General features: G+C 33.6%; 24 protein-coding genes. 5 read left to right on the top strand and 19 right to left on the bottom strand.

Annotation, left to right across the window (positions count from 1 at the left end):
- Positions 1 to 19: 19 nt before the first annotated feature.
- From H3T57_RS08155 to terL, 15 genes are all read right to left on the bottom strand, one after another.
- Positions 20 to 682, bottom strand: a complete 663-nt coding sequence (locus H3T57_RS08155; protein ID WP_122123183.1) for a phage baseplate protein — start codon at positions 680 to 682, stop codon at positions 20 to 22.
- 145 nt (positions 683 to 827) lie between these two features.
- Positions 828 to 2,903 (bottom strand): hypothetical protein, encoded by a 2,076-nt coding sequence (locus H3T57_RS08150; RefSeq protein WP_198193963.1) that lies wholly within the window; start codon positions 2,901 to 2,903, stop codon positions 828 to 830.
- 184 nt (positions 2,904 to 3,087) lie between these two features.
- Entirely contained in the window at positions 3,088 to 3,687 is a 600-nt protein-coding gene (locus H3T57_RS08145) for a hypothetical protein (RefSeq protein WP_122123179.1), read from the bottom strand.
- Positions 3,688 to 3,691: 4 nt separating this feature from the next.
- Complete coding sequence (locus H3T57_RS08140; protein WP_110439483.1) at positions 3,692 to 4,210, bottom strand: phage tail fiber protein; 519 nt, start codon at positions 4,208 to 4,210, stop codon at positions 3,692 to 3,694.
- A gap of 1 nt (position 4,211) precedes the next feature.
- Entirely contained in the window at positions 4,212 to 5,693 is a 1,482-nt protein-coding gene (locus H3T57_RS08135) for a DUF3383 family protein (protein WP_198193961.1), read from the bottom strand.
- Positions 5,694 to 5,923: 230 nt separating this feature from the next.
- Positions 5,924 to 6,277: a hypothetical protein gene (locus H3T57_RS08130; protein WP_198193959.1), complete on the bottom strand. Its 354-nt coding sequence runs from the start codon at positions 6,275 to 6,277 to the stop codon at positions 5,924 to 5,926.
- Between the two features lie 265 nt (positions 6,278 to 6,542).
- On the bottom strand, positions 6,543 to 6,959 hold the full coding sequence (locus H3T57_RS08125; RefSeq protein WP_155565061.1) for a hypothetical protein: 417 nt from the start codon (positions 6,957 to 6,959) through the stop codon (positions 6,543 to 6,545).
- Positions 6,960 to 7,118: 159 nt separating this feature from the next.
- A complete protein-coding gene (locus H3T57_RS08120) occupies positions 7,119 to 7,655 on the bottom strand; it encodes a hypothetical protein (protein ID WP_198193957.1) in 537 nt (178 codons plus the stop codon).
- 9 nt (positions 7,656 to 7,664) lie between these two features.
- Entirely contained in the window at positions 7,665 to 8,111 is a 447-nt protein-coding gene (locus tag H3T57_RS08115) for a DUF4054 domain-containing protein (protein ID WP_110439478.1), read from the bottom strand.
- Complete coding sequence (locus H3T57_RS08110; RefSeq protein ID WP_110439477.1) at positions 8,108 to 8,464, bottom strand: hypothetical protein; 357 nt, start codon at positions 8,462 to 8,464, stop codon at positions 8,108 to 8,110. Before H3T57_RS08110 ends, H3T57_RS08115 begins: the two co-directional genes overlap by 4 nt.
- A 1-nt stretch (position 8,465) precedes the next feature.
- Positions 8,466 to 9,509, bottom strand: coding sequence for a major capsid family protein (locus H3T57_RS08105; protein WP_196424473.1), 1,044 nt, complete (start codon positions 9,507 to 9,509; stop codon positions 8,466 to 8,468).
- 11 nt (positions 9,510 to 9,520) lie between these two features.
- Entirely contained in the window at positions 9,521 to 10,000 is a 480-nt protein-coding gene (locus H3T57_RS08100) for a hypothetical protein (protein WP_155565058.1), read from the bottom strand.
- A gap of 2 nt (positions 10,001 to 10,002) precedes the next feature.
- A complete protein-coding gene (locus H3T57_RS08095) occupies positions 10,003 to 11,271 on the bottom strand; it encodes a DUF2213 domain-containing protein (RefSeq protein ID WP_198193955.1) in 1,269 nt (422 codons plus the stop codon).
- A 128-nt stretch (positions 11,272 to 11,399) separates the two neighbouring features.
- Positions 11,400 to 12,800: a DUF1073 domain-containing protein gene (locus H3T57_RS08090; RefSeq protein ID WP_198193952.1), complete on the bottom strand. Its 1,401-nt coding sequence runs from the start codon at positions 12,798 to 12,800 to the stop codon at positions 11,400 to 11,402.
- Between the two features lie 368 nt (positions 12,801 to 13,168).
- Positions 13,169 to 14,602 (bottom strand): phage terminase large subunit, encoded by a 1,434-nt coding sequence (terL, locus tag H3T57_RS08085; protein ID WP_198193950.1) that lies wholly within the window; start codon positions 14,600 to 14,602, stop codon positions 13,169 to 13,171.
- Between the two features lie 146 nt (positions 14,603 to 14,748).
- On the opposite strand from terL, the gene H3T57_RS08080 reads away from it, so the two are divergent.
- On the top strand, positions 14,749 to 15,018 hold the full coding sequence (locus H3T57_RS08080; RefSeq protein WP_155568931.1) for a hypothetical protein: 270 nt from the start codon (positions 14,749 to 14,751) through the stop codon (positions 15,016 to 15,018).
- Between the two features lie 77 nt (positions 15,019 to 15,095).
- Here the strand turns inward: H3T57_RS08080 and H3T57_RS08075 are convergent, their stop codons facing one another.
- Both H3T57_RS08075 and H3T57_RS08070 read right to left on the bottom strand, forming a co-directional pair.
- Positions 15,096 to 15,350 (bottom strand): hypothetical protein, encoded by a 255-nt coding sequence (locus H3T57_RS08075; protein ID WP_122123154.1) that lies wholly within the window; start codon positions 15,348 to 15,350, stop codon positions 15,096 to 15,098.
- 423 nt (positions 15,351 to 15,773) lie between these two features.
- The gene (locus H3T57_RS08070; RefSeq protein ID WP_198193948.1) at positions 15,774 to 16,745 is read right to left on the bottom strand and encodes a GlxA family transcriptional regulator; all 972 of its coding nucleotides are present in this window, start codon (positions 16,743 to 16,745) and stop codon (positions 15,774 to 15,776) included.
- A gap of 425 nt (positions 16,746 to 17,170) precedes the next feature.
- On the opposite strand from H3T57_RS08070, the gene H3T57_RS08065 reads away from it, so the two are divergent.
- From H3T57_RS08065 to H3T57_RS08050, 4 genes are all read left to right on the top strand, one after another.
- On the top strand, positions 17,171 to 17,959 hold the full coding sequence (locus tag H3T57_RS08065) for a phosphatase PAP2 family protein (RefSeq protein ID WP_198193945.1): 789 nt from the start codon (positions 17,171 to 17,173) through the stop codon (positions 17,957 to 17,959).
- A gap of 152 nt (positions 17,960 to 18,111) precedes the next feature.
- Entirely contained in the window at positions 18,112 to 18,471 is a 360-nt protein-coding gene (locus H3T57_RS08060) for a hypothetical protein (RefSeq protein ID WP_198193943.1), read from the top strand.
- A 210-nt stretch (positions 18,472 to 18,681) separates the two neighbouring features.
- Positions 18,682 to 19,992, top strand: coding sequence for an HlyD family efflux transporter periplasmic adaptor subunit (locus tag H3T57_RS08055; protein ID WP_198193941.1), 1,311 nt, complete (start codon positions 18,682 to 18,684; stop codon positions 19,990 to 19,992).
- Positions 19,989 to 22,184: a peptidase domain-containing ABC transporter gene (locus H3T57_RS08050; RefSeq protein WP_198193939.1), complete on the top strand. Its 2,196-nt coding sequence runs from the start codon at positions 19,989 to 19,991 to the stop codon at positions 22,182 to 22,184. Before H3T57_RS08055 ends, H3T57_RS08050 begins: the two co-directional genes overlap by 4 nt.
- Positions 22,185 to 22,424: 240 nt before the next feature.
- Here the strand turns inward: H3T57_RS08050 and H3T57_RS08045 are convergent, their stop codons facing one another.
- Complete coding sequence (locus H3T57_RS08045) at positions 22,425 to 22,946, bottom strand: hypothetical protein (RefSeq protein ID WP_198193938.1); 522 nt, start codon at positions 22,944 to 22,946, stop codon at positions 22,425 to 22,427.
- 99 nt (positions 22,947 to 23,045) lie between these two features.
- On the bottom strand, positions 23,046 to 24,368 hold the full coding sequence (locus H3T57_RS08040; protein ID WP_198193983.1) for an ammonium transporter: 1,323 nt from the start codon (positions 24,366 to 24,368) through the stop codon (positions 23,046 to 23,048).
- Positions 24,369 to 24,711: the final 343 nt, after the last annotated feature.

Raw genomic sequence — 24,711 nt, 5'->3', positions numbered from 1 at the left:
TTATTACCTATCAATCTTACTAATAAGGTTTTTGGCTTTTGTTAGCCGCTTGTTTCTGATTACCATTTAAAGCATGAGGTTGAGTTGTTCCCTGACTTACACTGTCGTTAGAATAGGCTAGCGCATTTTTAATGGTAATATTCTTTGGTGTGGATATAATTTCCTGAAAATCAATTAAGTATCGTACAAGTTGAAAACCTTTTGATGAATTTCGTTCAACAGAATGAGCAGTTATTTTAACATTGTTAATCAAACGTTCCGCTGTATGCAAAATATATACATTTGTGGAATTTTCAGCATGTTCCAAAGCATCCTCAAATAATTTCCGTTGTTTTTGAGTTCCTGTTGAAACATAAGTGACTTGTCCCGTTCTGGGTTGCTCTACCAGATTATATGCGACAACTTTTCCACCTTCGACAGGTGCAGTTGAAGTTTTATATTCTTTTTTATACTTTAAATAAATAACCCCTGCCTCGGCTACATTATTGCCCATAGAAAAACTTAATGTTTTATTTAAGATTTTTATTTCATTTTTTTTTAATCCAGTTTCATAAAATGGATTTCCATTTTTATCGAAAAAACCGAATTTGGAATCTGTATTAACCAATTGATTTAATAGCTTCCACCCAGCACTCTGGGCATAAGAGGACAAAATATTATCAGCCCCTATTTTTATAGCCATAACATCCTCCAATATCGAGGCCCTTTTAAATTAGAACCAACAAATAAATTATTTAAATTTAAAAGAATATTTATAAATATTATAAAATTATCTTAAATAAATAAAAATTAAGATTATATTTTTTCGTTTTTTAATAAGTAAATTTTCAACAATTGATAGCTTTGTAAGATTGTACCGCGTTAGAAAATGGAAAACTAAGGCTCAATTGCTGTTTTACCTGTTGTGCTATCATCATGGGATCAGCACTTGAGGGTTGTACAATAATATTAATTCGATATTGCTGATTATTATTAGTCATGCAATTCATTATCTTATTAAAAGAAGGATTAACCTTATTTATTTGTCCATCATTTGCCAGTAGTTTACTCATTTGAACATTATCATTACCTGATGATAAAGAATGTTTTTGTGAATTACCAATCGTACCTTGATAGGCTTTATATGCTTCGATTCCAACAGCTGTACCACCCACACCCACCGCGATGGTATTGCCTGACTGATTAACCTTAGAAGAAGCGAGTATTGGTTTTTTCAAAGAAGGAGATGCAGCCTTACTATTTTTACTTGTCATGTAGTTATACAAACTATACAAATCATAACCTAATGACACCGCATCAAAAGCCCACCCAGCAGGCCCAGCAAATAAACCTGCTATTTTAGGTAATATATGACGTGCACCAAAAGCTGCAACTTTTCCCATCATGCGACCAGCATTACCAAAATGAGGAATCTTAGTTACAACATGCTCTAACTCATCCCCAACAGCTTTTACTCCTCCAGTTAATCCGAATATTCCCGGAATTTTCAAAGCTGTATGACCAATACTCCCTATAACGGAACCAGTTCCCTTTTTGAAAGCACTTATACCAGAAACTTTATTCCATATTTTACCTAATCCACTAGCTTTTTTACCTATCGCACCAATTTCAGGTATTTTAGAAATAAATTTATCAGCTTTACTACCATTCTTCAGTAAGGATTTGGCAATATTTGCCAATCCTGAACCACCCTTTCCTAAAACTCCTTTAAATGTCGCAATTGTTGCTACAAAACTTATAACCGCGGTAAAAACAGTTTTTAATAGATCAATCTTATCATTAACATCATTTGTAATAGCTATCTTTGATTTTGCAGAAGCGATTGTATCTCCATGCCTTTTTAATAAATCACTTTCCAAATTCGATTTATTTATAACGTAACCGGCGGATTTTTCAGCTGCTAATAAGTTATTTTGATTTTTAATATTATCTAATTTTGCACTAGCGTTTGACGCTTCTGATAAAATTTGATTGGTTTCGTTATTTCCTTCTAAATTAGAATTTTTTTGTTCTTCTAAAAATATATTTTGATATCCATGGGTTTGAACTCTTTTTGATTTGGCATCAATAATATCATGTTCAGGCGCAGTCAATTGATCATAAATATGAACATTGTCATGAGCCAATTTTCTAGCAATAATATTTGCACGATCCGGATTAACTTTTTGTAAAGTGGCTAAAGCCTTACGAATATTTTCCAAGCGCTCAAGTGCAGTAAAATTATGCCCCTTGTCATCACCCCTTTGTAAAACTCGCTGACTGGGAGCTACCTTATCTAATTCTTGTAATTCTGGATAATTAAGTAAACTATTTGTTTTATTGGTGGAAATGGCAGAATTTATATTCGCCATTTCTTTATAAAACATCAAACTTTCAGATTTATTCGCCCCATAACGATTACCAACATTCACAGCTTGATAAACATCCGATACAGATGAATTTGTCATGCTAGCCATTTGTTGCATTGCACTATTATCATCTGTAATATTACTTATGTCCCTTATCGTTAAGAAACGATCTGCCAGTTCGGAAATTGCCCCCTTAAAACTATCAAAAGAATTTTCTAATTTGCTTACCGCAGCAAGAAATGATTCTCCCTTTCCATCATGATCGGACTTTTCATATAATGAATTTTTCAAAATATCTAAATCATCAAGTTTATCTAGCTTTCCTAATTTAGACAAATTATTCAACTGATTTAAGTTATCAAGTTTTTCATTCGCAGAATTTTGATTATCAATTATGATTTGTAAATTTGTTGAAAGGATTGATGAAGATTCCGGATTATCTGATGAATGTGTAGAAAAAGCTAAAGAAAATTTTTCTAATGCCTGATCCATCTTTGCAACTGAATCCAACAAGGATTGTTGTATCTGATTATCTGGTTGATTAGAATTATCCATACCTATTTTTCCTTAAATTATAGCAATGGCTATAGAACTTCATCAAGTTCACTCTTCCGTTTAATATATTCGGAAGCTATCATTTCATTATATTGATTAATTAAAATTATTTCTAAAAATTGGTACAAATCTCGCACGCTATAAACAGATTGTAATTCTTTTAGCGTAGCAAAACCTGAAGTAATCACCTCTCCGATTGATTGAGGGATGTTTGAGTAGTATCGATATCCTTTTTGCTCTGTAATTGCTCCATCGAAACTATGAAAAGGTCTAAGTACCGCTTGGCGTCTCTCGTAAAAAAATCCGTATGTAACTTAAATGCCTCCCGTTTTAAAGCGATAATAGTAGAAACTTCTTCAATATAATGATTAGGATTATTCAAAATTGGCTCTACCAAATCATTTTGACCAGGATTCAAATAAATACTACAGCAATCAAACAAGGGTTTAACTACAATCTTTAAATCATCATAAGGCAAACTGAAAAACAATGAAGACAAATATACAGCTAATTTTTCAGTAGCTTGTTGAATTTTTACCATTCCTTCATCATTTTTCTCCATTAACTCTTCATAACTTGATTCTATTGTTGCTTCTTGCACATAAGTGTAAACTAAAGGTATTAAAAACGATATATCCTCTTTATTAGCATTTCTTAAAATCGCATTAATCGAGCGTTCAGCCCATTCTTCTGTATCAAAAGCAGACATTTCGGTGATTTTAAATAATTTACCTTGATCTCGACCAGGTTCTTGGATTTTTAATTCAACTGAGCGACGTGCCATAAACTTAGACCTCTACAGTTTCATCAACAGATTCAAAAATAAATTTACAAGGAACGGCACTTAATGTTTTTTGATGGTTGGGTATAGCCTGCCACTGAGTCAGATAGCCATTATTCAAATTATAATTTTTACCTAAAGAAGGAATAATCATTGTTCCATTAAATTTCAAGGCTTCCCTTTGAACCTGCATTACTTTTGCCAGTGATTGCAAAATTGCCAAAGAACTGGAAGCTGCGACAAAATTAATTTCCAGCTCAACTTGATGCGCATCAGGCAAATAACCTCCATAAACAGTACCTTCAAAAGATGTTACTGTTTCAACTAAACTTTTCGAGGAAAATTTGAACGGTGAATCTGACGTCAACCCTTCCAAGCTTAATGGTACGCCTATCAAGGGTGAAACAAAACCTGATGCTGTTGATCCCAAACCAACTTTATCCGCTATATTATTATTTACCCATGGATTACTTGCAATGAGCGTTAATTTTGTATTGATTGATGTAATTGTTCTATTTATTGCCATTTTATTGTAACTCTATGCTGTTCATGTTGATTTGTTGAACGGATTGACCATCGGTATACCAAAAATTAATGGGAGGCGAACCACGACGAACGCGGGTTTGTGGTGTTACATTACCCATATCAATTTTCAGATAATAACCCACAGCCGTTATATTATTGATTTGAGATAAATTAAGACCAGCCTGTTTAAGACTTTGTGTTTGATCTTCAGATAAATAAATACCAGAACGTATTGCACCAAACTTAATAAAATCATCAATTGCGGGTTTGATTGCCGCACTTAAAATTCCCTTACCTTCATTATTATATGGAATCTGTCCTTTGGCTAATAGGGTTTTTATAAAACAATTTTGAAAATAACGACGCATCCATACCTGACAATACCAGCTATCCAACCATAAATACTGTCCTGAAATTTTACCTTCCATCATAAAGACAAAATCATTTGACGCTGATGCCCACACGCCATAGAAATTATAACCATTCGCTTTAAGTGCCAAGGCAATGTCTTCATTCGTTACATTGGCTTTTAATAAGCTGCTACGACGAAAAGCGGCATTATATCGTCCATCGGTTTTTTCAAGATCCCATGCCGCAGGATAACCTGCGATAAAAGCACAAAGTTCAAGACTGTTATAAACACATACAACACCCTCGTAATTTGCTGAGTATACCTTTTCGGCAAATGAAGTTCCGGTATTGGCCGTTATCGCTTTATTTGAACTATCAGAAAGAATGACACATACATCATCCTTCATAGAATCAGCCCATTTTGCAAAAGTTAGAGCTTCTGCCTCATCAGGTTCCCAAGTCAGAAAAACGGAACAAAAAGTTAGGTTTTCTTTTCTCAAAGTATTAATAACACTTGATGGTGTGGGAGATTCAATTGCGGGTGATAAACTGGCCCCTTGATTTTCTGAAAGTCTCAATAGATCAGCCAATTGCCCTGTTGCAAAACTTACATAAGAATTGTGTCCGGTTAATCCGGATGTGATAATAAAGGATTGATTTCCAGATGAATAAACAACAGAAACTCCCAACAAATTTTCCAAAATTGTTGCCGCTTCACTAAAGCTATTGATAAAGCTAAAATCTGGATCAGCTATATTTTTTTCATTATTATCAACCACGATCTGTAAATCACCCTTAAAAGATCTTAACTCTTCCAAAGTGACAGCCGACATTGTTGCGCCAATCAAACCAGCGCTTGTATTGTTTTCAGCGTATAAAGCCATATAAAGCTGAGTTGCAACACGATCAGAATCTGTAAATCCAGCAAAATAAACTGTTGCCAGGTTATATTCCATTGAATCATAACCAAATAATTTTCCAATTTCTTCAGCATTTTCAAATATGGATGTAATCCCCGCAGGAATAACATTCTCTTTTCTTGTAAGCATCAAACCAAATAGGTCATTTCCCTTGTTACCTACGGATAAAACCTTTGGATTAATTCTTACAATATTATTTAATGGTATAGACATTAATTTGTAATCCTTATCATAGTGGATTGGTTTATAAAATTATCGAACACCAATTTTAGTATTCCCTGTTTCAGGCAATTTAGGCTTGGTTCAAGCATGCCTGGACTTCGAATGTTTGAATGATTTATGAGAAATAATTAATTTTTAATTTGGAATGTGTTTAAGAATAAAAAACCACCCAAAAAGGTGGTTCAATTGTTTGCATGAAGATTGGAAAACTTGTTATTATTTTAAGATTTTCCTTCTTTTTTTGCCGCACTTCTTACATCAAGATAATAAACGAAAGATGCAAGCATCAAGGCAACAGAAGGAATTAAGGCAAACAAATAGGCATAAATCATCATCATTTGTTGTGTCGTTACACTATTATCTGCCGGCAGGGAGATAAATCCCAAATAAATAAATATCCAACCTCCCAATAAAATAACAGTAAACATTAAAAAAGCCGGTAATTTTCTTACATGCTTAGGCATTGTAATAGATTGTTTCGTAATCGCCGAGACCACAGATAAAACAGCACCGACAGCTATCATAAAACTAAAAAAACCGACCATAACCGCTTTAAATAATGCAATTACATCCATGTTATTGCCCCTTGCTTAAATTGTTTTATAATCAAGGTTATTAAACTTTATTTTAGAAAGCAATTATAAGTATATGATATTGAAAAAATAAATTTTATTCAGAATAAAATATTATTGATGATACAAGGGCAAATACTTCTTATAAATTTTAGTAGAACAAATATATCTTACAATTAAAGTCAATTTAATTTCCAATAAATTACCCTAGACAAACTTTTTTATTACAAATAATTTATGACATGATAACAATAAAATGTATTAAGTTTTATTCATCAGCATAGATAACCAGTTCTCCTTGATCGTTTTCAGGTTGATCAAGTTGAGCTACGACCAAAACCTTACACCAGCCAGACATTTCCCACTCTTCTAATCTTTGAACAACCAACCAGCGTCGCCCCAGAAATTCCAAAAGATCACCACCGACACCTCTTACACGATCTATGCCGTAAAGTTGTCCATTAGCATAAACCACACGTTTTTCATTTTGTTCACTGGCATAATGACCATGAATCAGCTTATCGCCTTTTAAAGATTGAACTTGCAATTCAATAGGTTCAGGATCTTCATAAACAGCCTCTTGTCGAGTTCCTTTTAGAATATAACCTTTTGAACGAAATAACGATCCTGTAATAGAAGGATTTACAATTCCAATCATACTTCGCACCATATCATGAAGCTTCATAGAATCCTATTCCTTTAAATTTATATAGACTAATGTTGATGATTTAAAAATTATATACTTATTAAATTATAGATTTTATCTATAAATAATTATATTTTTATGTAAAATTGATAATCAATCTTAATTTTATTGCAAAATACAATTAAAATTACTTAGAAACTATGCATCTGAACAATCATCCTGATAACTGGCAATAAAAACAGACCCATTTACTAATGGAGACCATTTAGAATGACATTTTAAAAATTCATTCCATAAATCCCTTGGCAAACGTGTAAAGCCAATATTTCCAAAAAAACGTCTGCTATCTTTACCTGGCATATCCCGAATACCTCGTAACAGGATGTTTTGACCATCAACCTTAATAACTAAACCGTTGGGTATTCTACAGCCAATAATAATATAATCTAGATTATGTTCTTTAGTATTATCATAAACGAATATAGATTGAGCATTAATATCTATGGCATCGTCCAAGAATTTATCCATATAATCATCAGCAGCATTGCAATCATTGAATTTAAATTTGCTTAAATCTATCGATTCATCAATTTCAGCATTGTCTTGATCTAGAGAATAAAATTGAAGATTTTCCTTTTCATATTCTGAATGATTAAAGTCTAATGATGGCAAATAATATTTTAAACTGGATTTTATTTCCTTGTTATCAAAATTGTTATTTTTAGCCCTTGTCATAATTCCCTCTTATGGAAAGATACGCAGACGAGGATCAGGAATGGGTTTAGTATAAAAAGTACTACGATATTTTTTTGTTAAAGCCCAAAATTCATATCCATAACGTGTTTGTGCCAACCAAGGATCAATTTTATTTTTTGCATGAGATTTGGTATCTACATGAAGAGAAACACTTCCTTCTGTCACCGATGAAATTGATCCTATAAGCTGATCCCCATTTTCAGTTTTTTTTTGCAAACAGACCAGATGAGAAACCAGCAAATTCATTAAAATACGCTTTTCCTTTAAACAACAAACCACGCTATATTTTCCTGGATTGAAATAAATGGCAGCTCGTTCAGCGATTTTATAAATGGTTTCAGGGCGAAAAAAACTCTCCAATTCCGGAAAACTTGCCGCCCAATCTGACCAATCAAACACACATTCCTGATGTTTCAGATCAGATTGTAAATTCATATTGCCTGTCCTGCTTTCACCTGTTCCAGCGACTTTGGCATTTTAGCAGAATCAATCGGTTCAAGACCATGCATCAATGTTTCTTTTTCTTTGGCTTCATCTAAAACTTTTTTCTTTTTATCTGCAGCAAATATGAAGCCTTTTTGGTAGGGCGCAAAATTTTCATGTTGTTTGACCCATGCCTCCCAGAAATCTCTTGAAACTTTTGTTAACCCTACAATTTGGGATGCCATATAAAAAGGAGTCTGTGGACGCCCCAAGTGCATGCTGCCTTTTAACTCAACTTTTTCTTTTCCTACTTCTAAAATAATCCCATGAGGTAATTTACAGGCTACTATGACTGTTTCCGCCATTTTAAACCCCAATCATTTGCGCAATCAGGATAGGACGTGTTATGATTGCCCCCCATGAACCCTGTGTCAATTTTTCTTCCATAGAAGAAGTTTTACGAACAATACCATGACTTCTTAATTTTTCAGAAAAAGCACAGGTTATAGTGTCAATACCTTGATAATTCTCTACAAAAAGCTGAATCAATTCACCACCTTCTAACGATAATTGAGGTGCACTGACTTGTGTAAGATTAGGGAAATTTTTCTTCAACAAATCCATAACCCCTACCCCATGTTCATTTGTTTTTAACAGATAGGGTTGAATCTCATTAGATACGACCAATTTTAATGGACTATCCATATTAACGGCATTGTCCAGATTAATCATCCCTTTTGTTTGCGCCTGTAATTGTCTGTACAGCTTCTGAATATCTTCATAAATTTCATTAGCTGAAGCCTTCTCCCAAACCGTACCGCCAGAACCTTTTATTGTGGGCGCAATCGGAGGTAGTAAAGCGGGATCATTCAAGGCACCATAATTTTGCAGGTTGGAAACTCCAAAAAAATAAGACTGATTCTGCCAATGATTTAATAATAAAGCGGCCGCCATTCTTTTACGTGATGCAATATCAATATTAGATAAAGCAGCCCGACCTTCTTCACGATCTCCCCATTCTGCAAAAGTTTGGACCAGAAATTGTTGACGCTGGGGAAATGAGGTATTAAGGACACTATATCCTGCTTGGTTAAAATCTCCATAAGCGGCAACATCACCAGCTGGTTCAACGACTGTAAACATCATTGTATCATGTAGCCAATCCCCCTTTTTCGCTTCCCCGTATATAGAAGCTGCCTTACATGGGGCCGTTAAGACATCAATAATATTTGGATCTATATAAGTCGTAAATTGACCCGGAATGGAATTATTTGCCTTTGTTACAGGTGAAGTCGAACTATCCCCTACTCTTATATTGTCTGTATAATCAACAACATTTGGTAAGTGAATTCCAAATTGGTTTTCCAAAATTGCTCGATCACGTACCCATGATTTCGTTTGAATGGTCATAATTGTTCCTCTTAAATCCATGCAGAGATTTTGACAATATCCCCGCCCTTTGCATTTTCAGCATATTTATAATTTGTTGCGACAGCATTTTTGTCATCTGATACAACAATTTTACCTGTTTCCTTTGACGCATAGACCATTTCACCTTGTTGAACCTGGGACATCATTTCAGATAATTCAATAATAAATTCCCCCTTACTGAAAACAGTTACCATTGTTCCCGGAGAAATTTCCATATTTCCTTCTCGTGCATCTGGAAGATTGATTCCTGCCCATTCGCGTCCGACAAAACCAATTGGACTTGCATTTCCTTTATTGCTAATCAATCCTTCCCGTTCATCAGTCCATACAAAGGAACCAGCCTCAATTGCTGTTGCTCCAACCTGAAAGGCCCCATCTTTACCCAATAAACTGACCCGTGGATTTACAGACGCAAAATCACCATGCCAACCTTGGGCAGGGTTCAAGTTAACTTTATTTTGAAAAGACATAATTAAATACTCCGTAATCGTGTAACACCAAAACGATGCTGTTCTTTGGAACGAATATATCCAGCATCATTGGCCCTGATTTGTTGTTTATGTGCAAGCATCATATCAACAGTATATTTTAACTGGTCGTATCCCATGTTTTCTGGAGGATTTTTTCCTGTAACTTCACTTAACACCGTTCGTAGAATTACCTCCCCGCTATCTTCTGTACCAGCCCATTCACCAACCAAGGGTTTTACCAGAATTCTGGCTTCTTGGGCCTGTTTAGTTTTTGTCATGATCCGACGTTCTATTAATCGTTCTAGGGAAACTGCATCATAAGCTTGGGTTTTAAGTCCTGTTTTTTTAATTAAGCTATCCTCAACATCAAAACCACCTGATGCATTCATATCATCATCTGAGGTCGATATAGTATCAATTGAATCATCATCATTTACCGATGAATTCTGATCATTTTCAGATAATATCTTATGAACAAGACCAACAACTTTTTCTGCCTGTTGCCCATCTTTACAATCTTTTGCCATAGAACAATCAGAAAGGACCGCTCTCAATAACTTTCCAATATATTTGCGACGTGCACCACTAACAGAGGCAACCGCATCTGTAATTTGTGTATAATTGGCTTTATCAGATTTTGACTGATTTAAAAAATCAGCAAGGACTAAAGCTAATTTCTGCCCTAAATTATTAAGTTTTGACATTTGTATGTTCAACCTTTCATCTGCAACTCTAACATCATGTCCTGCACGACCTTGTTCAACCAAAGCAATATGATCCACATTAATATCCGTCATCATTCCGTCATAAGGCTCATTTTCAAACATTCCGGTCTCCATTACAGGTGTAAAAGCGTAGGAAGCAGATAATTCAGCCTGTGTATTGTTTTTAATTGCCTGTATATAATCCCCGTCCCAAATCGTAATTGAAGCCTGAATATAAGGATAAGAAAAAGACGGGTCTGAACCCGTCGTTCCAATGACTTTTGAATTATCAAGCTGATCCGCATCTGCAGCTTTATGCACGTAAAGAATGGGACGTTCTTTAAAAGAAAAGACCGCTTTTTTTAAAGCATCTGGTGATCGAAGAAAACGATATTTACGTTCTGGTTCCAAACCATATTTCATATGATTTTTTATCTCGAATCCATAATACTCACATATATTAGCCTTGGTTAAATTTGTTTTTTTTACACGTAAATGTCCGTTCCAGTCCTCAAAACGCATTGTTTTTGCATCAAAAGCCAAGGTTCGGTTCCATAAATTACCCATAATTTTACCTATATATTTGATATCAAAAGGTTTTTTTGGTTAAAAACTTATAAAATAAAAAATGTAGATTTATACAACTTTTGATATTCATGAACATTTTACTGCACCTAATATTTTTTATATAAAACCTATTTTTTAAAATTTATAAAAGAAAATAGAGCTGATTGATCTTCATTTTCTAATAAGTCTTTTATTTGAGAAAGGCTTAAAATATTATTGGAAACATAATCACACATCGTTTTTGCTATGTTCATATTAACTTGAGATTGCTGCAATTCGTCCAATTGCCACAAGGAATTAAAATCAAAAGTGATATCTGGATCTATTTTTCCAAATAAATGCAGTTGAACAATTTCAAGAATTTTCTGCAATGGTTGACGTAAAACCGTTTCCTGAAAAGCGGCAATTCTATCGTAAAAACAACGTATTTCTCCATCGGAAGATGCATTCAAACCTGATGGTGTTATACCTAATAATTTTACCAAAGGAATACCTGAAATTGCGGCCATGTGTTCCTGAGCCTGAGCTTGTAATTGTGCCAATCCAGTCAAGGGTGTAGCAACATTTGTAAGTTCTTCTGTTTCTTTATCTACAATCTGCAAACCACGATTGTCACGGTAAGCCGCCATTAAGGCAGCTCTTTGCGTCAATTCTTCGCAACTAGGACTTAATAACTGAGATAAATCCGTTTTCAAAACCATAGTTGAAAAAGACTTGATTAAATCCGATACTGATTGTCGCGTCCTTAACCAGTTATCAACATAAGGTTTGGCCATAAAAGCAAATGGAACCCCACCAAAATTATAAGCTGGTTTCAAAATATCAGGAACTGGTTGAGAAATGATTGTAATCAACCTGCTGGCATGAATTTGTTTTCCCAATACCCACCACATCGAAGGCTTATAAAAATCTTCTGTAAAAGGATCTATTGTATCATATGAAACAGGGGTTACCCAAGTCGGGTCAATAAGCTTGAACCCACGCAGCTCACCTTTTTTAATTTTTTTTGAAGTTAGGTATAAAGGAACCTGTTTTTCCTCATCATCATGATTAGCCGTTTCTAAATCAATATAAAGATGTACCAGCCCAAAATAACCTTCCGTACATAATGATTTTTTAATTAAATCTTGAATATTTAAACGCTTAAATTCCGCTTTTATTTTATTTATAATGGATGAATTATACCCTTCCTTTTTAATATGTTTAAACCTTATCCATTCTCTTGTAGCCTCTTCTGCTCTCGTTTCAATAATTATTCTATATTCACCACGTAAGGATAATTGTGCCAGATATGGATATCCGGGAAATCCAATTCCCTCTTCAAATAATGTCGTCGTCGGACAATTTCCAACATTGAAATTATGAAATTGATTAAAAAACAAGCTGTCGCTAACAGTTACAGAATTATAAGAATCGCCAACCACTCCCTCTGGAGCTTGATATGGTATGTATATATCCTGTTTGTTTCCAAAAAATTCTGGATTTTGTCTAGGAATATTAATATTCCTTAATTTGGTTTTTTTCACCATAACCGAATTTATCTTTCATTATTAAATATCTCGATTGAAAGTTTAATACGCTGTTCAACTATCGGTTTTGTTGTTTTTAAAAATTTAAATCTAATTTATATAAAATGTAACTATGCTAAATTGGTTTTAAAAATTTAACATTATATTACCGCTTATAACAAAATTGTGATTTTTTTAAGGTCTTAAAATAATTGAAATCAGTAATGTTTAATTATATGTTATTAAAATCATTGACTATTTCAATTAAGATTATTTTATAATTTTATTAATCATAGTTATTTAAATCATTTAAATATTTTAGTTCATTAAAGCGGAATAGCTTTATAGGCTATTCCGCTGTTTTATTTAATTATCAATACGAAATTTAATTAAATATTCATAATTCCTTGCCAATTTGGCATTTTCGGTAATTTTCTTTGTAATGAAATAGCTTCAAAAGCGCCAGAAGAAGCATCAACCTGATCATCATGTGAACCATTAGGAAAGTCAGAAAGTTCATCTAAATATGATCTGTTCCAATTAGCTCTCAATAAAGATACATTTCCTATGTTAACCTGTGATGCAAATGGGTCAGCTCTGGCAATTTTATTCCCCGTTTCCCGTATTGCTTTTATTTTATACCCGGCAAGCATTTTGAGGTAATATTGCACCTGAGCCACACCCGCCTGTCCAGGATCCTGTGGAATTACAATTTTAACATCAAAACCATCCTGACTGGCGACAGCCTTGACAGTCTTAATAACTTCATCTGGCAAACCACGAAGTCGCACAACATCAAGCACTGTATATCCACTATCTACATTCCGTTGCATCTTTACCCCCACGGTCCAATCAGGATCATATTTGCCAATATCTCTGGAAGCAGCAAAATCCCAACGTCTGACAACCTGGACTGGTTTTGGTGCTGCATCAATAATATTTAGCATATTGACTTTGAAAATTGATCCAGTTGATAGCGTTGGTTCACCTTGATACAAAGCAAACCAGTCTCGTTCACCCACTGCCTTTCGAATCTGTTCAAGCTCATTTCTATCATACGCTTCAGGCCATAAAGGCTCACCTTTTTTCCGTCCTAAAACATCATTTTCATTTGCAATAGCTGGTAAATTAATAACCTCCCATTTTTCACCTGTATCATTTTTCATCTGTGATAATAACCTTCCCGCCAAATCATCAACATGCCAACGAGTCTGAACAATAATAATGGCCCCACCAGGCATAATTCGTGTTCTCAATACAGACTTATACCAATCCCAGACATTATCACGCATTATTTGACTTTCAGCTTCATGTCTATCTTTTACAGGATCATCAATGATAGCAAGATGTCCTCCATAACCTGTCATGCTTCCACCAATACCGGCTGTTAAAAACACACCCCCATGATTGGTTTCCCATAAATCCTTTGCTTTGCTATCAATTGAAAGAGCAACATCAGAAAAAATATTTCGATAATATTTTGATGTCACTAAATTACGAACATCACGACCAAATTTATCTGCTAGTTTAGCTGAATAGCTGGCTGTAATGACTTGTTTTGTAGGATTGCGCCCTAAAAACCAGGCAGGAAAACGTTTTGAAATTAATTCACTTTTTCCATGGCGCGGTGGCATAAAAACCATCAGTCTTTTAACTTCACCACGTTCAACTGCTTCAAGTTTTTTACATAATAAATTCAGATGAAGACCGGCACGATAATCCGGTTTTGTATAAATTGTAAATGCCGAAAGATAATGACGCGCATCATGACGTTTTTTTAGTTCTTCAATGGCTAATTTTTTTGCTTTTTGTAGCAAAATCATAAATTATATTTTTACACCTAACAAAAATTTTATCATATAATCGTAATTATTATATAACCGAAATTTGATTCATTCAGAAAAAAGTATTATATTAAAAATTACCTTAAGGTTTTGAAGTTATTAATTTTTTATAAAGGTATAGACAAATGAAAATTTTACAAACAAACGAATTGTCAAAAGTTGCTGGTGGTCATGGTCACAATAATAACCATCAACATCATAACAATAATCAACAGCATAATAATCATCATGATAGAGTTATTAATCCTCCTCATAATGGTAAAGCTGATGGCTTGGCAAAACTTAATATCATTAAAACCGGATTAGAAAACGGTGATAATTGGGCCACAATCGGAAAAAATATTCACAACTATTTTGCTGAGAAATATAGTTTTGTTGATCATTTTGGCAGATAAGAGCCTTTATGCAACCTTGATAGAATTGCTTCATCAAGGTTGCATCATTTATTAATTTTAATAATTTTATAATAAAACTATTTTAACGCGACCTCGCCAATAAAGTTTTTTAGTTCTTCTTCAGACATATCTTCTAATGTTTTGATTTGTGTCATTTCTACTTTTGCATCATTCAATTTTGGATGACAATACGGTGCTGTCTTATATGCAATTTCCAAAGCTGTTTCATATTTTTTTTCCTCCAAAGCTTTGTTCATTATTAAAATCATTATTTCTAATGGCAACTTATGTTTTTTTAAAAATTTAATTTTTCTAGCTCGAGGATTTTCCATAATTATTTGCTTAAAATATTATCTAATAATATCAATTAAATTTTTATAGAATAAAAAAATCATTATTTTAAAATAATGATTAGTAATATTAGACCATGTAATAAAAGTAAAATATTAGTTTAATATTATTAATTGTTTTTTATATTCCCTTAATTATGAATTTACATAATTAAGGGAAAACCAGTAATTAAAAGTATTATTAAAAATTATTGTAAAAATATATTAACTAAAAAAAGAATGTGCTTATTAATTTTCTAATAAAATATATTTATAATTTTTTTTAGGTTATTTCAATGATTATTTCATCACCTCATTAAAATGTTACCTATTGTTATACATCTACTTGACTTTTATTTATATTTAATAAAATTAATTGTTGTTGTACTTAAAACAATTTTACTTTCAACATAATATTAAAAATTTTTAAACGGTAAAATTCCGACGATAAAGACTGGGAGATAATCCTACTATTTTTGTAAATATCTTCCGAAACGCATTTAAATCTTTATAGCCACATTCGATTCCTATCTCATCAATCAATTTTTTTGAAAATTGTAATAAAAATTGAGCGCGGCAAATTCGATGATGTTGAATATATTCTGTAACAGTCATTCCCGTGGCTTTAATAAAACGCCTCTGCAATGTCCGTATTTCCAATCCTGTTACTTTCGATAACTGTTTCAATGTAATATTCATATTCTTTTGATTAGATATCCATTTTTGTCCCTTAATTATTGGAATATCTCCATGCGTTAAATTAGGTGAAAAAATATTAAAATAACTTTGTGCACGTCTTGCCGGTTGGACCAAAAAAAATCGTGCAACTTCAGCCATCACTATGGAACCGAAAAATTTTTTCACCAATTCCAACCCAAGATCTATCCAAGATAATGAACCTGCCGTCGTAATAATATTTCTTTCCTCAATGACCATAGAATCAAAATCAGTATAGATATTTGGAAACTGGTTTTTAAATCGATGTTTTAACTGCCAATGAGTCGTTACTGTATAACCATCCAATAGTCCAGTCTCTGCCAATAAAAAAATGCCATTGCCAATAGAGGCAATTGTACAAGGTTGTTTCAAGGAATGTTTTAAAAAATTAATATGCGTATTATATTTACTTCCAGATGGACATTCATCTGTACAAGGAGGGACAATAATAACAGAAAAATTCAAGTCATTTTTTTTAACAATAAATGAAGGCAGGTCAAAATTCACTGTTGGCTTATCAATTTTTACAATTTTAATTTGAGGTATGGGAAGATTAGAATTCCAATTCTCCTTGACCAACTGATTTGCTACAGAAAAAAAATCAATTAAACCGAAAATGGCTCCTTGTTGAACATTAGGGTACATTAAAAGACCAATATTAATAAGATCTATTTTTTTCATATATCATTATCCATACTGTTTTTATTACATAAGCAAGCGATAAAAACTGTTTAAAATTTTTTACGTAAAATGTATTTAAAGTCTTAAATTTATTAATTTAAATTAAACATCATAAACTAATTGATTATGGTGAGCTCTGATAATTCTTTATATTAACTATTCCTTAAAAAATATTATTTATAAAAATAAGTAACGATATTCAACTCTGTGAATATTTATTTTAAAAAAACGTTTTCCTTATAATCATTTCAAAACAAAAATATTAATAATATTTAATTTTTATAACAAAGCAATCCATAATTTTAAATACCATACATATTCATCAAAACTATCATGAATAATAAATATAATAAAAACATAAAACATGTGATAAATTTACTTAATATATTACCTTTAATTTTTTTATAACAAATAAATAGAGACCAATGAATTATAAAAAAACAATTATTCTTACATTATTAATAAATATTCTAATATTCCCCTTAACTGGACAATCCAGCAATTTACAAAAAGATGAAATTAAAAGACTATTTACTAAATCAAAAAAATTACCCTTGCATACTGATCAATTCGCAAATAGTTTGAAACTTTTACCGCCCCCACCAGATAGAAATAGTCAACTATTCGCAATTGATAAAGAAATATATCTCAATACACGCAAACTTATAAACACATCTCGATGGAACCAAGCCATTGAAGAAGCCGCTATTTTTAAAGGAACAATCGGAAAGAACTTTTCTAAAACCATCGGTATTGAAATATCCAAGAAAAATACCCCTATCACTCAAGATTTTTTAGAGGATCTGTTAATCATGAGCGGTAATTTTGGAACTGATAAAGCGAAAAAACACTATCAAAGAATTCGTCCCTTTATGTATTATCATACGCACAGCTGCACTCCAGAGGATGAGGAGCTACTTAGCAAAGATGGTTCATACCCCTCAGGTCACGCAGCTTTTGGATGGTCCGCCGCCTTATTTCTATCCGAAATTTTTCCAGATAAACAAGACCAGATATTGAAGGAAGGTTATGAATTCGGACAAAGTCGCGTTATATGTGGTGCGCACTGGCAAAGCGATGTGGACGCAGGCCGATTGATCGGAGCTGAAGTCGTCGCCCGTTTACATGCAAATCAAGAATTCAGAGAAAAACTTAAACAAGTTAAACAGGAACTCCTCAAAAAGTCACGGGAAATCCATTTTAATAAAAATTAACAAACTTCTAATAAGAATGCAATTATAGTTTAACTTTTTCAAAGATTAAGTATTATTAATAAAATACAATTGTATATTTGATTTGATATGTTAATAATTTGATGATAGGTTATTGAAATAAATTATAACCCCTTCTATTCAGGAATATTAAAATGCGAGAAATTACATCACATGAAATCAATAGCGTATCAGGTGGATCTTTTTTGGGTGATATTATCGGGGGCAATATTACACTTCCCGTTTCTTCCGCTTTAATAGGCTCTTTCATAGGCGCTTCAATTGGAGGAATTGTCGATAATCTTTATGGTAGCTTAACAGGAATTAAAACCAACAATGAAGCAAATGCCGGAAGTAAACTTGGAAGTGGTATTGGATCTATTGTTGACGCAGCCAAATCAAAAAATGCCGCCGATATAAGTAGCAATGTTAATAATGCAATTTCTGGGATAGGATTAGGTACAGTTGGAATTATTAATGGAATATCGCAGGGAATTTCTAATCTCTTCCATTAGTTTCAACATACATAATGATATTTTCCTGCAACTATTCATTATATTATTTAAAATAAGTTGTTTTTATCGTGTAAATTGATTCACCTAAATTAATATAAATATAAAAAATCTTTAGAGAATATATGATACTTCAATCATAAACATTTATGATTGAAGTAATGTTTCTCAATATTCTTACAAAATTTATTTAATCTATCAAGATTATTATCCATGAATTCTCTTTTCAGGCATGAAGTTTTAGAAGCAAAACGAGATACATGGTTAGGTCGCGTACAGGATGTACAACCTATTCCCATAAAAATCATCGCGATTATCTCATTCATTTGTGTCATTATTATCATATTATACACTATTTTCGGTGGTTATACGCGTCGTATACATGCTTCCGGCAGCATTATGCCTACAGAAGGGTTAATCACTATAGGATCAAGAACAAATGGCATTGTTATTGAAAAAAACGTTATAGAGGGCCAATTTGTTCATAAAGGCGATAAATTATTCACGATAAGTCTCGAAAACACCTCTATCAATGGACCCACACAACAATTAACTAATAACTTGTTGAAAAAACAAAAAAATATTCTTGAAAAACAGCTTGCACTCAAAGAAAAGGCCGCTCCCATTGAAAAAAACAATATTAAAGAAACACTCTCTAATCTTTACAAACAGCATGACAAAGTTACCCAGCAAATCGAAAATGACAATCAAATAATCCCCTTGGTCCAACAATCGTTACTGATGATTGAAAAAGCCAAGAAAATGTCTTTGGCAACAAATCAGGAATATCAGAATCAATTATATACATATGCCCAAATTCTAGGTACTCATGCACAGTTCTTACAAAATCAAACATCGATTGAAGGCCAAATATTAGAAAATGCATCAAAATATCAACTGTACGATACCAATTACCAACATGATCTCAATGAAATTAAAAAAAGCATAAATGATATTGATCAGAAAATCATACTGGGAGAACGTAATCAAACTATTTTCGTTACAGCCCCCATAAATGGAACCATAACAGCGCTTCGGGGATATATCGGTCAGCAAGTTTCACAAGATTCCGCCTTAACAAGTATAGTTCCAGAAGGTCAAGCAATCGAAGCTGAACTTTATGTTCCTAGTTCAGCCGTGGGACTTTTAAAGAAAAATAGCAATGTTATCTTACGTTATGCAGCATTTCCATATCAAAAATTTGGTCTATACAACGGGACTGTTACCGAAATTACTTATACACCAGTTACATCGGATATAATGGGTAAAGACAGCAATCCCAATTTAAAAAATGAAATAATTGGTCCAAACAGTAAGATTGATCGTAACTTTTATAGAATTCGGGTAAAACCTGAAAAAAACTTCATTGCAGCTTATCCCAATAAAAAATATTTTTTGCAGCCCGGAATGCAAGTTGAAGCTGATATTGCCGTTGATTATCGTCGCCTTTATCAATGGATGTTCCAACCCATTATTGAGGTTAACGATACTATTAAAACAAGATTAACGAAACCGAACTCATGATTAATACATTGAAAAGACTAAATTTTGGTTTTCGCCAAACTGTTCCCGTAATTTTACAAGTGGAAGCTTCCGAATGTGGCCTGGCATGTCTTGCCATGATTATGAGTTATTATGGAAATTATATTGATGTAACAACATTTAGACAAAGAGAATCTATTTCTATCAAGGGAATTACCCTACAGAATATTATTGATATTGCGCAACGGAATAACTTGACAACACGTCCTTTGCGTTTGGAAATGGAAGAACTAAACAAATTACGTTTACCTTGCATTCTTCATTGGAGTTTAAACCATTTTGTCGTGTTAACAGATGTAAAAACCAATGGAATTATGATTAATGATCCCGCCCGTGGAAAACGTAAGGTACTTTGGGGTGAAATCAATAATGAATTTACAGGAGTGGCACTTGAGATTGCTCCAGACCAAAATTTTACCCGAAAAGATGAGCGCAACAATCTTCATTTACGTGATCTTTTCAGAAAAACAGACGGTCTTAAAACAACCCTGTTTTATCTTTTATTAACATCCCTTGGGTTGGAAGCTATTTCAATTGTCATGCCTATGGCCTCGCAAGTCATTATTGATGAAGTCATTGTGACTTTGGATAACGGCTTGCTAACAACAATCACAGTTGGAATTGCCATTCTTATTTTGCTGCAAATGCTTATTTCCACAGCCCGAACATGGATGGTCATGCTTTTCAGCACCCGTGTATCTGTTCAATGGAACGCCAGTCTTTTTGAACATTTATCCAAATTACCGCTGGATTATTTCTTGAAAAGACATGTTGGAGATATATTATCCCGTTTCGGTTCATTAGGTATTATTCAACAAACCATTACAACTGATATGGTACAAGCAGTCATGGATGGTTTAATGGCAATTGGTATGTTTGTAATGCTAATCATCTATGGTAAATGGCTGGCACTTGTAACATTAATTGCTGTAATCCTTGACGGTATAAGCCGTCTTATGGCTTATCGCCCTTACAAGCAAGCCTCTGAAGAGGGTATTGTCTATAATGCTAAAAAGGATTCACATCTTATTGAAACCTTGAGAGGTATGGCAAGTATCAAGTTACTTGGATTGCGGGAGCGAAGACGTGCACGCTGGTTAAATTTATTGGTTGATGCAATCAATGTCGGATTAAAAACACAACGTTATGACCTTATTTTTGGACGTATAAATGATTCCATCTTCGCTATTGACAGATTAATAATGTTGGTAATCGGGGCACATTACGTCATGGATAATAAAATGACAGTTGGAATGCTGGTTGCCTTTCTATCCTACAAAGACCAATTCACCGGACGCATAGGCAATCTTATCGGTGCCGCCTTCAAACTAAAAATGCTTTCTATCCAGAGTGATCGTATTTCAGATATAGTCTTAACACCTACAGAAAGTGAAGAAAATGCTATAATATCTATATCGAATAATAACAGATTGACGGAACAACTTCATATTAATGATCAAAACCATCTTGTGTGTAAAAATTTGGGTTTTAGATACTCTCCTGCTGAACCTTGGATATTTCGTAACATAAACCTGAAAATTCCAAAGGGTAAAAGTATTGCTATTGTAGGCGCATCAGGATGTGGAAAGTCAACAATTTTAAAAACAATGATGGGTTTAACCCATCCAGAGAAAGGTGATATCTACTTTAACGGTCGAAATATATTAAAAGAATCTCTAGACAATTACCGACAAGAAATTGCTGGTGTTTTACAGGATGATGGACTGTTTTCTGGTTCAATTGCAGATAATATTTGCGGGTTTGATGATAAACCTGATCAGGAAAAAATTATTGAATGTGCCCAGAAAGCTGCAATTTTACAAGATATAATGGCAATGCCCATGAAATTTGAAACATTTGTTGGTGATATGGGAAGTTCCTTGTCAGGAGGACAAAAACAAAGGGTTATTTTAGCCAGAGCTTTATATCGCCAACCAGCAATCCTATTTTTAGATGAAGCAACCAGCAGTCTGGATGAACCAACAGAAGCCCATATTGCGACAATACTAGATGAAATGAATATAACACGCATTATTGTGGCACACCGGCCTGCAACAGTTGCGCATTGTGATTATGTTATTGTAATGGATGTTGAAAATGCACAATCTGGAAAAATTGAAATTGTTGAAAGACAAGAGCTTATTCACAGACACCAACAACATAAAACATCATAAACCTTCAATTCAAAAGATAATTCCTGATACGGTTTTTTAAAAGAACATAATTTTATATATTAATCAGTTTGGTTATAATACAATTAGAAAACTAGGAAATTAACCCTGTTACAATTTATTTCAATAATTTAATATTACCAGATAACCCAAAGTTTCAATTTATCAGTAGGAATATTTTTTATTTAAATATAAAAAGCCTGTTCTAATTAAAAAAACAGGCTTTTATAAACTGTGGAAAAATTATTGTGCTGAACCAGATTTAAAATGTTTCATACAATCACTATAATAACCGCCGCCTTTTTGAATCCATTTCAAATTGCCATTCTTATTATCGGCTTTGTTCGCTTTATATTGATCCAAACAGGTGTGCATCCGAGCAGTACCTTCTTTCTCATTTGAATATTTACTATCAACCGCGTTTGGAAAAACTGCATCACCTGCTGCTATACTTGATGCTGTAGCATCTTGTTTAGCTGGAGATTTAGAAGAAGCATTATTCTGGGATGTATCAGATTTTTTCGCATCTTGCTGATGCATTTCATCTTTGACAGATTTTTCATCTTTACAATTAGCTGCCTTGAATTCTCTAAACGTTTTTTCTTTGACGGTTCCAGCTTTTTTAGCTGCCGTAAACTGCTGATGACATTCTTTGGATGTAACAGCATGGACAGCATTATTTACCAGCAAAGAGGTTCCGACAAAAGAGGTAATAGCTAAACCGGCACCTATAACAGGAAAGCGCGCAACTATGGATTTTATCATTTATAATACCCTTACATAAATAAAAGGTTTAATATTCTTAAACCAATAGTATTAAAGCGCTTTTTGTTAAAAATTGTAAACAAAAATAATTACTAATATTCAATTTATCTGTTCATTATGTAAAACCATATCCAACCCTTGCCTTTCTGAATCTGTATCCACACGCAATCCAATCAAACAATCAATAATTTTCAATAAAACAAATGAAACAAGACTGCTCCAGATTATTGTGACAGCAACTGCCTCAATCTGGGCAATAACAAGATGCAAAGATGCACTAATACCCACTGGATCTGTCTCTGTAGCGGACAATGGACTAAAGGCAAAAACACCGGTTAAAATTGCCCCGATAATTCCCCCCATTCCATGAATACCAAAAGCATCAAGAGAATCATCATATCCCAATTTTCGTTTTAAATAAGAACAACTCCAAAAACAAATCAACCCGCCTAGAAATCCCATCAATAAGGCCGGGCCAGGCATTACAAAACCAGCTGCTGGGGTAATGACTACCAAGCCAGCCACTGCTCCAGAAACAATACCAAGTACTGTTGGTTTTTTTCGAATAGTCCATTCGATCGACATCCAGCCAATACCACCAGCAGCGGCAGCAATCTGTGTTACAAGTACCGCCATGGCTGCTCGACCATTTGCACCCAAGGCAGATCCTCCATTAAAACCAAACCACCCAACCCATAATAGGGAAGCGCCCATAACAGCATAACCTACATTATGCGGTGCCAAATCACTTCGACCATACCCTAACCGTTTTCCTGCAACCAGAGCACATATTAAACCAGCAATACCGGCATTAATATGAACAACTGTTCCACCTGCAAAATCAATTGCTCCTAGATTGGCCAACCAGCCCGTCGGATTCCAAACCCAATATGCAACAGGAACATAGGAAAATAATGCCCATAATATGCAAAATATACATAGGGCAGAAAATTTTATACGTTCTGCAACCGATCCAACCAAAATTGCCACAGAAATAATGATAAATGTCATTTGAAACATAACATAAACACTTTGTGGGATAGTCATAATGACAGGATTGTTTCCATTGGCTCCTAATATGAACCCCTTATCAACACCCATGTGATAGTTACCAAGAATTCCATTCAACATAAATTGTGATAAATTACCAATAAAAGAATTCCCTGTCGTAAATACAAGACTGTATCCCACTGTTATCCATATTAAAGTAACAAGACAACATATAGCAAAGGATTGCATCATTGTTGCAAGAACATTTTTCTTGCGAACCATCCCTGCATAAAATAAGGCCAATCCTGGAATTGTCATTAATAAAACCAATGCACTGCTGATTAACATCCATGCCGTATCACCACTATCCAAAACAGGCATCACTGGCAAAGCCCCTAATGCAGAGTCTGGAATTAATCCAACTATACACATCAGATACAGAAAAATTTTTTGAATATTCAGAAAATTTTTATTTTTACATTTCATTGGAAACTATTCCCGTACAATCCAAGTAAAACCCACTTTATTCTATCAAATCAATAGTTTATGCTTATGATACATAGAATGAAATCTTATTGTTTTAGTCCTTATTCAACTATTAAACATTGTTAGACAAAGCACAATCCTTTGCAAAAAAAATTATATGATTTTTTTTACATGTAAAAAAAATCTGGTCATTTGAATAAAAATATAGTTTCCTTATATGTCTTGTTAACCAAAGTCACATTTCTCCCTAAGGATACTGATAAATTTGCATGAGGGCATGATGAAAAAA

The organism is Commensalibacter sp. W6292M3 (assembly GCF_016101315.1).
Lineage (GTDB): Bacteria > Pseudomonadota > Alphaproteobacteria > Acetobacterales > Acetobacteraceae > Commensalibacter > Commensalibacter melissae.
This window is presented reverse-complemented; position numbering and strand designations above follow the sequence as displayed.

Excerpts from the sequence above, each read along its gene's own strand:
- H3T57_RS08155 (WP_122123183.1), bottom strand. The coding sequence starts at position 682 with ATGGCTATAAAAATAGGGGCTGATAATATTTTGTCCTCTTATGCCCAG.
- H3T57_RS08150 (WP_198193963.1), bottom strand. The coding sequence starts at position 2,903 with ATGGATAATTCTAATCAACCAGATAATCAGATACAACAATCCTTGTTG.
- H3T57_RS08145 (WP_122123179.1), bottom strand. The coding sequence starts at position 3,687 with ATGGCACGTCGCTCAGTTGAATTAAAAATCCAAGAACCTGGTCGAGAT.
- H3T57_RS08140 (WP_110439483.1), bottom strand. The coding sequence starts at position 4,210 with ATGGCAATAAATAGAACAATTACATCAATCAATACAAAATTAACGCTC.
- H3T57_RS08135 (WP_198193961.1), bottom strand. The coding sequence starts at position 5,693 with ATGTCTATACCATTAAATAATATTGTAAGAATTAATCCAAAGGTTTTA.
- H3T57_RS08130 (WP_198193959.1), bottom strand. The coding sequence starts at position 6,277 with ATGGATGTAATTGCATTATTTAAAGCGGTTATGGTCGGTTTTTTTAGT.
- H3T57_RS08125 (WP_155565061.1), bottom strand. The coding sequence starts at position 6,959 with ATGAAGCTTCATGATATGGTGCGAAGTATGATTGGAATTGTAAATCCT.
- H3T57_RS08120 (WP_198193957.1), bottom strand. The coding sequence starts at position 7,655 with ATGACAAGGGCTAAAAATAACAATTTTGATAACAAGGAAATAAAATCC.
- H3T57_RS08115 (WP_110439478.1), bottom strand. The coding sequence starts at position 8,111 with ATGAATTTACAATCTGATCTGAAACATCAGGAATGTGTGTTTGATTGG.
- H3T57_RS08110 (WP_110439477.1), bottom strand. The coding sequence starts at position 8,464 with ATGGCGGAAACAGTCATAGTAGCCTGTAAATTACCTCATGGGATTATT.
- H3T57_RS08105 (WP_196424473.1), bottom strand. The coding sequence starts at position 9,509 with ATGACCATTCAAACGAAATCATGGGTACGTGATCGAGCAATTTTGGAA.
- H3T57_RS08100 (WP_155565058.1), bottom strand. The coding sequence starts at position 10,000 with ATGTCTTTTCAAAATAAAGTTAACTTGAACCCTGCCCAAGGTTGGCAT.
- H3T57_RS08095 (WP_198193955.1), bottom strand. The coding sequence starts at position 11,271 with ATGGGTAATTTATGGAACCGAACCTTGGCTTTTGATGCAAAAACAATG.
- H3T57_RS08090 (WP_198193952.1), bottom strand. The coding sequence starts at position 12,800 with ATGGTGAAAAAAACCAAATTAAGGAATATTAATATTCCTAGACAAAAT.
- terL (WP_198193950.1), bottom strand. The coding sequence starts at position 14,602 with ATGATTTTGCTACAAAAAGCAAAAAAATTAGCCATTGAAGAACTAAAA.
- H3T57_RS08080 (WP_155568931.1), top strand. The coding sequence starts at position 14,749 with ATGAAAATTTTACAAACAAACGAATTGTCAAAAGTTGCTGGTGGTCAT.
- H3T57_RS08075 (WP_122123154.1), bottom strand. The coding sequence starts at position 15,350 with ATGGAAAATCCTCGAGCTAGAAAAATTAAATTTTTAAAAAAACATAAG.
- H3T57_RS08070 (WP_198193948.1), bottom strand. The coding sequence starts at position 16,745 with ATGAAAAAAATAGATCTTATTAATATTGGTCTTTTAATGTACCCTAAT.
- H3T57_RS08065 (WP_198193945.1), top strand. The coding sequence starts at position 17,171 with ATGAATTATAAAAAAACAATTATTCTTACATTATTAATAAATATTCTA.
- H3T57_RS08060 (WP_198193943.1), top strand. The coding sequence starts at position 18,112 with ATGCGAGAAATTACATCACATGAAATCAATAGCGTATCAGGTGGATCT.
- H3T57_RS08055 (WP_198193941.1), top strand. The coding sequence starts at position 18,682 with ATGAATTCTCTTTTCAGGCATGAAGTTTTAGAAGCAAAACGAGATACA.
- H3T57_RS08050 (WP_198193939.1), top strand. The coding sequence starts at position 19,989 with ATGATTAATACATTGAAAAGACTAAATTTTGGTTTTCGCCAAACTGTT.
- H3T57_RS08045 (WP_198193938.1), bottom strand. The coding sequence starts at position 22,946 with ATGATAAAATCCATAGTTGCGCGCTTTCCTGTTATAGGTGCCGGTTTA.
- H3T57_RS08040 (WP_198193983.1), bottom strand. The coding sequence starts at position 24,368 with ATGTGTATAGTTGGATTAATTCCAGACTCTGCATTAGGGGCTTTGCCA.